We start from the raw sequence: 9,486 nt of genomic DNA on the forward strand, positions 1-9,486 counted from the left end.
GGACGGTTTTTTTAGATCTTATGCGAATTTCTCGGTTCTGGCAGAAGCCTTCTTCAACCGTAATGTGATATAAGCAAAGTAGAGAAAAGCAGCAATTGAGAAGTAAATCCAGGCATTGGCAACCTGTTCCGTTTTCCATAGTCCTGTCATGGACAGCAGTGCCGGGAAGGTCAATGTCAGCCATGACTGAACCATCGCAACCTTTCCGATATAAACGTCAATCTTCTTGCCCATTCCCATTGATAAAAAGAACAGGAACCATAGATAGGCCCACATCAGCCATGTAAGAGCGCTGACTATGTCTTCGAAATGAATGAAGGCAACCGCCGCATAAATGACGGCGAGGACTGCAACCCAGAGGGAGTACCACCCAAGCCCGGTGCCATCAAGTTCTTTCCATAATGTCAACCCGACATATAAATAGGTGAAACCAAATAAAAAGATGCTTGCAAGGCTGTAGACCGTCCAGTTGTTCTGGTCTGATACAGCAATCAAGTAAAAGGGCACAATGACTTGCAATGCCCCGATGAATAAATTGAATACTGCCACGCTTTTCGCGTTAGCCTTCCCTAAAAGCATCAAGCTGTTCAGGAAAAGTGCTGCGCCTGATAATAATAAGCCTGCGTCTCCCATGATGTATGCCGACCAAGTTGATCAGCTCGTTCCTCCTTTACTTGCAAAAAATAGGGTGAATAAGAAAGAGCAACCCCATTATCCATTCAGGATAACGAAATTGCCCCCTTGTTAATTTTCAAATAATCAATTAAACCATTTTCTTGGATATATCTACCTTATCCATATCCTTGGATGTAAAATAACCTGGAAGAATTTCATCGATTGTCGTTTCCTTAACATCCCCGTTAAGGTTGGCAAGGTAAATTTTTGTATCGTCAGTTGCGAACTCAGCAATTACCTGGCGGCAGGCACCGCAAGGAGAAACAGGACCTTCAGTATCAGCGACTACTGCAATCGCCTTGATTTCGGTGTCCCCTTCAGAAACGGCCTTGAAAATGGCTGTTCTTTCGGCACAGTTCGTCAGGCCAAACGAGGCATTTTCTATATTGCAGCCAAGATAGACATGATCATTACTTGTGATAATTGCAGCGCCAACCTGAAACTTAGAATATGGAACGTATGCTTTGCTTCTTGCATCAATAGCTTTTTCAACAAGCGTTTTTTTATCCATCGTCCATTCCCCATTCCCGTTTGATATTTTTATGCTTAATATGAAGACTCAGATGTCAGGCCGTTAACGATTGCCACACCAGAGCTTGCGCCAATTCTTGTTGCACCAGCTTCGATCATGTTCTGTGCATCCTCAAGGCTTCTGACTCCGCCTGATGCTTTAACGCCAAGATCAGGGCCAACTGTTTTTCTCATAAGGGCGATATCTTCAACAGTCGCTCCGCCAGTTGAGAACCCAGTTGAGGTCTTCACGAAATCTGCTCCTGCATTGACAGAAAGCTTGCATGCCATTTCTTTTTCCTCATCAGTAAGAAGGCAAGTTTCAATAATGACCTTAGTCAATGCCTTGCCTTTTGCAGCGTCAACTACAGCTTTGATATCTTTTTCAACCAAGTCATATTGCTTGTCTTTCAATGCGCCGATATTGATGACCATATCAACTTCAGTTGCGCCATTTTCGATTGCATCCTTCGTTTCGAATGCTTTTACTTCAGAAGTTGTAGCTCCAAGAGGGAAGCCAATTACTGTACATACTTCAACACCCTCAACATCCTTAAGGATTTCAGATGCCTTCTTTACCCAAGTAGGGTTAACGCAAACAGAAGCAAATTTATATTCTTTTGCTTCCTCAGCCAGCTTTACAATCTCCGCTTCAGTTGCATTTGCTTTAAGTAATGTGTGGTCGATCATTCTTGCTAAATCGTTCGTCATTAAGTTCAAACCCTTTCTGTATAAAAATTAGTTGAAACGCTTTCATCCAAAATAAAAATATATAACCCAAACATATTATGTGTCACTTACATGAATAATATATCAGGTAGGTGAACATATGTAAATAACCATATGAACAAATGTAAAAATAAAAAATGGAAATACATGAATTTGTCATAATTCCTCTCGAAATTTTCTTTTGACTTTAATAGGGGATTTCATTATAGTTGCTATATAAAATTCAATAAAATCATCCTGTATTCGCGGGAGAGGTTCATAGCGGACACCCTCTATAAAAAACTATGGCTTTGAAAAATTTCAACCATATCCCAGAGGATATGGTTTTTTATTTGATAAGCAAAGTTCCTGGGCCTCGAAAGCGTTGCAGATCAAATAGGAGGCTTTTAACATGGCTGGAAGAAAAGATGAGGAAATGAAAGATTTGACATTGCTTGGCAATCAGGGAACAAAATATTTATTTGAGTACTCTCCTGAAATCCTTGAAACGTTTGAAAATAAACACCCGTACCGCGATTACTTTGTAAAATTCAACACACCGGAATTCACAAGCCTTTGCCCGATCACAGGACAGCCTGACTTTGCATCGATATATATCAGCTACATTCCCGACAAATTGATGGTTGAAAGCAAAGCGCTGAAACTATATCTATTCAGCTTCAGAAACCACGGTGATTTTCATGAAGATTGCATGAACATCATCATGAATGACCTGATCAAGCTGATGGATCCAAGGTATATTGAGGTGTGGGGCAAATTCACGCCAAGAGGCGGCATCTCAATCGATCCGTATACCAACTATGGCAAGCCAGGAACGAAGTATGAAGAAATGGCAAACTACCGGATGATGAACCACGATATGTATCCGGAAAAAGTGGATAATCGCTAAATCTGAAAGAGCAGCTGCACATGCTGCTCTTTTTAATTGGAACAAGACACGGATATTTTCCAGTTCGCTATAAAAAGTTGAAAGTTGCTATATAAAGTTGAAAGTCGCTATAAAAAGTTGAAAGTCGCTATAAAAAGTTGAAAGTCGCTATAAAAGAGTGAAACTCGCTATAAAAGATAAAAACTCGCTATATAAAAATAAAAGTCGCTATAAAAAAATCAAAGCCTTATTTTCGTTATGGAAATTAGCTTTTTCAACCAAAACAAACCGCCTGGATCAGATGATCTCAGGCGGTTTTGCGTATATTTTACGATACATATACCAATTCTTTAGGGAATTTCGTTAAGATTTCGATTCCATCCTCGGTAATGACGACATCATCTTCAATTCTTACGCCCGCAACGCCTGGTACATAAATTCCCGGTTCAGCAGTGAACACCATTCCTTTTTCCATTAATAAAGGATTCGTGCTGGTCAATGATGGATACTCGTGGACGCTGACTCCAAGCCCGTGTCCGAGGCGGTGAGGGAAGTAGTCGCCATATCCAGCTTCTTCGATCACTTTACGTGCCGCAAGGTCGACTTCTGAACAGGCAACACCAGCTCGTGCAGTATCCAGGGCTTTCAGCTGTGCTTTCAATACGGTGTTATAAATTTCTTCCTGCTTGTTGTTAATCTCACCGTAAGCAACGGTCCTTGTGATATCTGAGCAGTAACCATCCATTACAACGCCAAGGTCGAACAATACGAGGTCACCTTTCTTGATTTTTGTCAGGCCTGGTGTCCCGTGCGGAGCTGCGGCATTTGCCCCCGTAAGGACCATCGTTGAAAATGACATCTGCGTTACGCCTTTTTTCTTCAATTCGTATTCAATCGCTGCAAGGACATCCAGTTCGGTTTTGCCTTCCTGGATTTCATTAACCCCTGTCTGGATGGCAAAGTCGGCTAGCTCACACGCTACTTGCAATTTCTGCAATTCTTCTTCACTTTTGATCATCCGCATCAGGCGAAGTTTTTCTTCTGCCGAAACAAATTCGGAGCCACCAAACAGTGCAGACATCTTTTCATAGCGTTCTACATTCAATTGTTCCTTCTCAATCGCTGTTTTCTTAATGGAAGGAACGCGCTTCTTGATCGCATTGTAAGCTAGCTCCATTGAATCATCGGTATCGCTGTAGCCGATAATTTCAAGCTCCCATCCTGCATTTTTCGCATTTTCCTTATCCATTGCCGGACAAATCATGAAAGGCTCGGCATCCTGGAATACCGCTACAGCCAGCAGTCTTTCGTGGGGATCGCTTAAAAATCCGCTAAGGTAAAATACATTGTCAGGAGATGTAACAAAAGTGACGTCGACACCATTGTCCTTCATCCATCCTGATAACGCAGTCAATCTCTCAGTCATATAAATTCCTCCTCTGATATGTACATCACACTATGAGAGTAGCAATTCGCTGGTGAAAAGTAAAACTTTTAACGAAAGAGGTTGTTGGGTATAAAGAAAATGGAAGAAGGAGATAGACAAAGGGTGTTGAAATAATTTAGTAAGATGGCTTTTTTCGCTAAAGCTGCTTGAGAAGTCTTTAGCCAGAAAAGTCTTGAATGAAAGGAGAGAGAATATGAAAGTATCTTATCACGGCCATTCTGTTGTTAAAATCGAAACAAATGGGAAGACCATCCTCATTGATCCATTCATTACAGGCAATGATTTGACCGATCTGAAAGTGGAGGATGTGAAGCCGGATGTCATCATCCTTACACATGCCCATGGGGACCATTTGGGGGACACGGTTGAGCTGGCAAAAAAGCATGACTCACTCGTCATCGCCAACTTCGAAGTGGCTACATACTTAAGCTGGAAAGGCTTGAACACGCACGGCATGTCGATTGGCGGAGCTTATGAATTCGATTTTGGCAAGGTCAAAATGACGCCTGCCTTCCATGGAACAGGCATGGTCACTGAAAACAATGAAATCATTTATGGCGGCATGCCTGCAGGGATTCTGTTCATGGCAGAAGGGAAGACGGTGTTCCATGCAGGTGACACGGGGCTGTTTTCAGACATGAAGCTGATTGGGGAGAGACATCCAATTGACCTGGCATTCCTGCCGATCGGCGACAATTTTACAATGGGTCCGGAAGATGCGGCATTGGCGGCGGAATTCCTGGATGCAAAGCAAGTGGTGCCGATCCATTTCAATACATTCCCGCCAATCAAACAGGATCCGCATGCTTTTGTAAATATGCTTAAGAAAAATAAAGGCACCGTTCTCGAAGCAGGAGAGGCAATTGAATTATAAGGAAGTGACAAGGCTGCACATAAAGTTGTGCAGCTTTTTCTATTTAACATGCTAATTTTAGCAAAGAAAGCATAGATATTAACTAAGACAACCTGTAGGAGGGAAATAATGAAGAAAAACCGTTACTTGCTATACCTGCTGTTATGCGGCATGATGCTTTACATAGGAATGCCGGAGCTCAACTTCCAGATGGGAGGAAAAGAAGCATTGTTTGCCGGTTCATGGCTCTTCCTGGCGCTGCTCGTCTTCGCAGGGAACCTGGCAGCCTTTCTTTACACACCAAAGAAACGTTCCAGGCTGGCTAACAGGAAAATGGAGAACAACTTGAAAAGAAAATCAAGAGTGTACACTGGCTGAGTGGTTCAGCCAGTTTTTCTTTTATATAAAGGACTTCCTTCCTAATTAAATTGAATCCAACCCTTATAAACCTTATAATAATAATGGATAGAACTACTTTGAACGGAAAATTATTAAAAAGGGTGAAAGTCTTGGCAACTAAGCATGAACAAATACTTCAATATATAGATGAATTGCCAATAGGAGAAAAAATATCGGTACGCCAAATAGCCAAGGCGCTGAACGTAAGCGAAGGAACTGCATATAGAGCCATTAAGGATGCTGAGAATAAAGGGTATGTCAGCACGATTGAGCGTGTCGGCACCATCCGGATTGAACGAAAAAAGAAAGAGAACATAGAGAAGCTTACCTTTGCGGAGGTTGTCAATATCGTTGATGGCCAGGTCCTCGGCGGACGTGCCGGGCTTCATAAAACATTGAACAAATTCGTCATCGGGGCAATGAAGCTTGAAGCGATGATGCGTTACACCGGTGCGGGAAACCTGCTCATCGTCGGGAACCGTGACAAAGCGCATGAGCAGGCGCTCAGGGCAGGTGCCGCTGTGTTAGTGACTGGGGGCTTCGATACCGAGGACCATGTGAAAAAGCTGGCAGACGAGCTGCAGCTGCCGATTATTTCAAGCAGCTACGATACTTTTACGGTCGCGACAATGATCAACCGTGCGATTTATGATCAGCTGATCAAAAAGGAAATTATCCTTGTGGAGGATATCCTGACACCTGTTACTGAGACGATTTTCCTTAAGGCCAATGAGCGTGTATCAGATTGGTACCGGCACAAGGATGAAACACTGCACAGCCGCTTCCCGGTAGTAGACCAGAATATGAAAGTCATCGGCATGATCACATCGAAGGATGTTATGGGGCATGAACAGGACACCTTGATTGAGAAAATCATGACGAAGAACCCGATGACCGTTAGCGGGTCTACGAGTGTCGCTTCATCCGCCCATATGATGGTGTGGGAAGGGATTGAAGTACTTCCCGTTGTGGATGATGCCAACAGGCTTCAAGGGATTGTCAGCAGGCAGGATGTGCTGAAGGCTCTCCAAATGATCCAGCGGCAGCCGCAGGTGGGGGAGACGCTTGATGACACGGTTACAAACCAGCTCGTCCTGGCAAAAGGAAAAACAAAGGATGAAGACATTTTCCGCTGCCAGGTGACACCGCAGATGACGAATCATCTTGGAACGATTTCATATGGCGTGTTTACAACCATCGTTACTGAAGCCGCGAACCGTGTGCTGCGGGGCTATAAAAAAGGTGACCTGGTTGTCGAGAATATGACGATCTATTTTATTAAGCCAGTGCAAATTGACAGTGTGATTGAGATTTATCCGAAGGTACTTGAAGTAGGGAGGAAGTTCGGGAAAGTCGACATCGAAGCTTTCAATGACGGAATTCTTGTAGGCAAGGCGATGATGATGTGCCAGCTGATTGACAGGCATTGATAAGAGCAGATCGATAGGCAACAATGGACGTAAAAGCCGAACCTTAACTGGGTCGGCTTTAGTAATACTGAAAGTTGATTTTCACAGTGTTTGAAAAATAAACGGACAAATTTCTCTTAAAATGAAAACGACCCTTATTTTCTTGAAAATAAGAGTCGTTTTTCCGTTTATTTAATCCAAATCGTTGAATTTTGTCTTATTTTTAATAGTTAACCGGAATATCTCCGCTTATTTCTGCTTCATTGGCGTCCTCAATATACAATAGCCGGAAATCCTCCGCTAATGAATTCTCACACCTACAGGAAAATCAATAATGAAGCCTGTGTTTTAGTTTTCCTGTGCTTCCTTCGCAGCGTGCGGGAGATAGAACTTATATGCTTTTATACCCGCCCATACACTCATCGAACCCATAATAATGAATATGGCACTTACGATGTAGGTAACAGTCGTCTGGAAAAGAAAGAGCTGGTTGATTCCAAAGAGTCCGACGAACAATCCAAGAGCGATGCTTGATTTGGCCGAAAGCCAGCTGCGCTCTGCAGGCCTTTTACTGCGGACATATTTAATCTTGTAAAAGATATAGAAGACAAATGAAAGAACGATCAAAAATACGAGAATAGGCATTGCAATTCCTCCAAATTCATAATCCACTCTATTTTACAGCTTATCACGGGGGATTGCCAGGCAAACATTGGAGAATGGGATGCAGAAATTTTGCCAGATGATGTTCTGCTTTTCTTTTCCAAAAAATATGTTCATAATTAAGATATGAAAAAGATGGAGGAGCATTTTGATGAAAGAGCAAATACTTGAAGCTATTGAAAATTATGAAACAATCATTATCCATCGTCATGTGAGACCAGACCCTGATGCATACGGTTCACAGGGAGGGCTGGCTGAAATTCTGAAGGCATCGTACCCTGAAAAGACAATCTACGCTGTTGGCGCTGAGGAGCCATCGCTTCATTACTTAAGAAGGCTTGATTCTATTTCGGACGATACCTTTAAAGGGGCGCTAGTCATCGTCTGTGATACAGCGAATGCTGAGCGGATTTGCGATGAGCGCTACCGTTTAGGCGAGCAGCTTGTGAAGATCGACCATCACCCGAATGAAGATCCATACGGTGATCTTCAATGGGTGGATACTTCGGCAAGCTCTACGAGTGAGATGATCTATGAGTTTTACCTCACTTTCAAGGATAAGGGACTGAAGATGTCAGACGAGGCAGCCAGATTGCTGTATGCGGGAATTGTTGGCGACACTGGCCGATTCCTGTATCCGAGTACGACTAACAAAACTTTTGCCTACGCAGGAGAATTGATTCACTATAACTTCTCACGTACAGAGCTTTATGACAGAATGTATGAGCTAGCTCCAAACGTGGTGAAGTTGAACGGATACATCCTCCAGAACTTCGAGTTGCTGGAAAATGGTGCGGCCAAGGTAGTGATGAAGCGTGAGCTGCTTGATCAGTACTCAGTTAAGCCCTCTGAAGCTTCATTGCTTGTGAGTGAACTAGGAAATGTCAGGGGAATCAAGGCTTGGGTATTCTTCATTGAGGAAGAGGATCAAATCAGGGTCCGCCTACGTTCAAAGGGGCCTGTAATCAATACGATCGCCAGAAATTACAATGGCGGTGGCCATCCGCTGGCTGCGGGAGCGTCCATTTATTCGTGGGACGATGTCGACCGGGTTCTTGATGACCTGATTAATGCATGCAAGGAATAACAAGATTAAGGTGCGCTTCAGCTTTGAAGCGCACCTTTTCAATCCACATTATCTATTATTAAAATAAACCTGTAAGGCATCCGTGATTTCCGCATTCGAACCATCTGTTTTGATATCGTAGTGATCACCATTAAGGGAAGCAGTAAAATCGGTGATGCCTTGCTGTTTTAAGAAGTCATCGATGTCAGAAAGATTTTCACCCTGACTTTTAAGGCTTTTTTGACCGACAAAATCATCATTCACATAAATATCGTACTGATCCTCATTTAATTTTACCTGGTTTTCACGGTCATTGTTGTTCATGGCGTAAGCCGGGAATAAACCACCTCCGACACCGCTGCCGCTATTTCCTGCTCCATTGTTAAAGCTCATCTGAATCCCTCCTGTCTTCACATTTCATATGCTTTATAATTCCCGTATCTTACAGGAGTCACACAAATTGATAATAACTGGAGGGAATTACCTATTTCTGATTAAGGCAGTTTCGTGAGGAACGCTCCAAAGCGGTCGGAAAAAAGCCGGAATGAATCGTGACAACTTTGGAGTGGAAAGCTTCAAAGCTGTCAAGAAAACGCGGTTATTGTGACAGGTTTTAGGGTTCAGAGGCCAAAGCTGTCAAGAAAACGCGGTTATTAAGACAGGTTTTAGGGTTCAGAGGCCAAAGCTGTCAAGAAAACCCGGTTATTGTGACAGGTTTCAGTGATCAGAGGCCAAAGCTGTCAAGAAAACGAGATTATTGTGACAGGTTTCAGGGTTCAGAAGAGTCAAGCCCATTATTCTGTGTAAATTCATTCCTTATGAAAAACAAGTTAAACAGCTTATATGTTTTTGATGTTCTGGAAGGGG

Annotated in this window: 11 protein-coding genes; 5 read left to right on the forward strand and 6 right to left on the reverse strand. The window is 43.0% G+C overall.

Going from position 1 to position 9,486, the window contains the following annotated elements:
- Positions 1–18 precede the first annotated feature (18 nt).
- From AB5I83_RS19755 to deoC, 3 genes are all read right to left on the reverse strand, one after another.
- On the reverse strand, positions 19–633 hold the full coding sequence (locus AB5I83_RS19755) for an AmiS/UreI family transporter (RefSeq protein ID WP_448977855.1): 615 nt from the start codon (positions 631–633) through the stop codon (positions 19–21).
- A gap of 130 nt (positions 634–763) precedes the next feature.
- Complete coding sequence (locus tag AB5I83_RS19760) at positions 764–1,186, reverse strand: cytidine deaminase (protein ID WP_448977857.1); 423 nt, start codon at positions 1,184–1,186, stop codon at positions 764–766.
- A gap of 35 nt (positions 1,187–1,221) precedes the next feature.
- Positions 1,222–1,896 carry a deoxyribose-phosphate aldolase gene (gene deoC / locus AB5I83_RS19765; RefSeq protein WP_448977859.1) on the reverse strand — a complete coding sequence of 225 codons (675 nt, stop codon included), beginning with the start codon at positions 1,894–1,896 and terminating at the stop codon, positions 1,222–1,224.
- A 409-nt stretch (positions 1,897–2,305) separates the two neighbouring features.
- Between deoC and queF the strand changes: the two genes are divergently transcribed.
- A complete protein-coding gene (gene queF / locus AB5I83_RS19770) occupies positions 2,306–2,803 on the forward strand; it encodes a preQ(1) synthase (RefSeq protein ID WP_167832694.1) in 498 nt (165 codons plus the stop codon).
- 307 nt (positions 2,804–3,110) lie between these two features.
- Here queF and AB5I83_RS19775 read toward each other — a convergent pair whose 3' ends face one another.
- Positions 3,111–4,208 (reverse strand): M24 family metallopeptidase, encoded by a 1,098-nt coding sequence (locus AB5I83_RS19775; protein ID WP_448977861.1) that lies wholly within the window; start codon positions 4,206–4,208, stop codon positions 3,111–3,113.
- 214 nt (positions 4,209–4,422) lie between these two features.
- Between AB5I83_RS19775 and AB5I83_RS19780 the strand changes: the two genes are divergently transcribed.
- The 3 genes from AB5I83_RS19780 (at position 4,423) to AB5I83_RS19790 (ending at position 6,911) form a co-directional block, all read left to right on the forward strand.
- Positions 4,423–5,103: a metal-dependent hydrolase gene (locus AB5I83_RS19780; RefSeq protein ID WP_167832696.1), complete on the forward strand. Its 681-nt coding sequence runs from the start codon at positions 4,423–4,425 to the stop codon at positions 5,101–5,103.
- 108 nt (positions 5,104–5,211) lie between these two features.
- On the forward strand, positions 5,212–5,460 hold the full coding sequence (locus AB5I83_RS19785) for a hypothetical protein (RefSeq protein ID WP_448977863.1): 249 nt from the start codon (positions 5,212–5,214) through the stop codon (positions 5,458–5,460).
- A gap of 131 nt (positions 5,461–5,591) precedes the next feature.
- Positions 5,592–6,911, forward strand: a complete 1,320-nt coding sequence (locus tag AB5I83_RS19790; RefSeq protein ID WP_226085482.1) for a CBS domain-containing protein — start codon at positions 5,592–5,594, stop codon at positions 6,909–6,911.
- Positions 6,912–7,238: 327 nt separating this feature from the next.
- Here the strand turns inward: AB5I83_RS19790 and AB5I83_RS19795 are convergent, their stop codons facing one another.
- A complete protein-coding gene (locus AB5I83_RS19795) occupies positions 7,239–7,535 on the reverse strand; it encodes a YtpI family protein (protein WP_167832698.1) in 297 nt (98 codons plus the stop codon).
- A 169-nt stretch (positions 7,536–7,704) separates the two neighbouring features.
- Here AB5I83_RS19795 and AB5I83_RS19800 point away from each other — a divergent pair, with 169 nt between their 5' ends.
- Positions 7,705–8,640 carry a DHH family phosphoesterase gene (locus tag AB5I83_RS19800; RefSeq protein ID WP_448977865.1) on the forward strand — a complete coding sequence of 312 codons (936 nt, stop codon included), beginning with the start codon at positions 7,705–7,707 and terminating at the stop codon, positions 8,638–8,640.
- A 48-nt stretch (positions 8,641–8,688) separates the two neighbouring features.
- On the opposite strand, the gene AB5I83_RS19805 is transcribed toward AB5I83_RS19800, so the two are convergent.
- Positions 8,689–9,012: a hypothetical protein gene (locus AB5I83_RS19805; RefSeq protein ID WP_448977867.1), complete on the reverse strand. Its 324-nt coding sequence runs from the start codon at positions 9,010–9,012 to the stop codon at positions 8,689–8,691.
- Positions 9,013–9,486: the final 474 nt, after the last annotated feature.

This window comes from Mesobacillus sp. LC4, assembly GCF_053543455.1.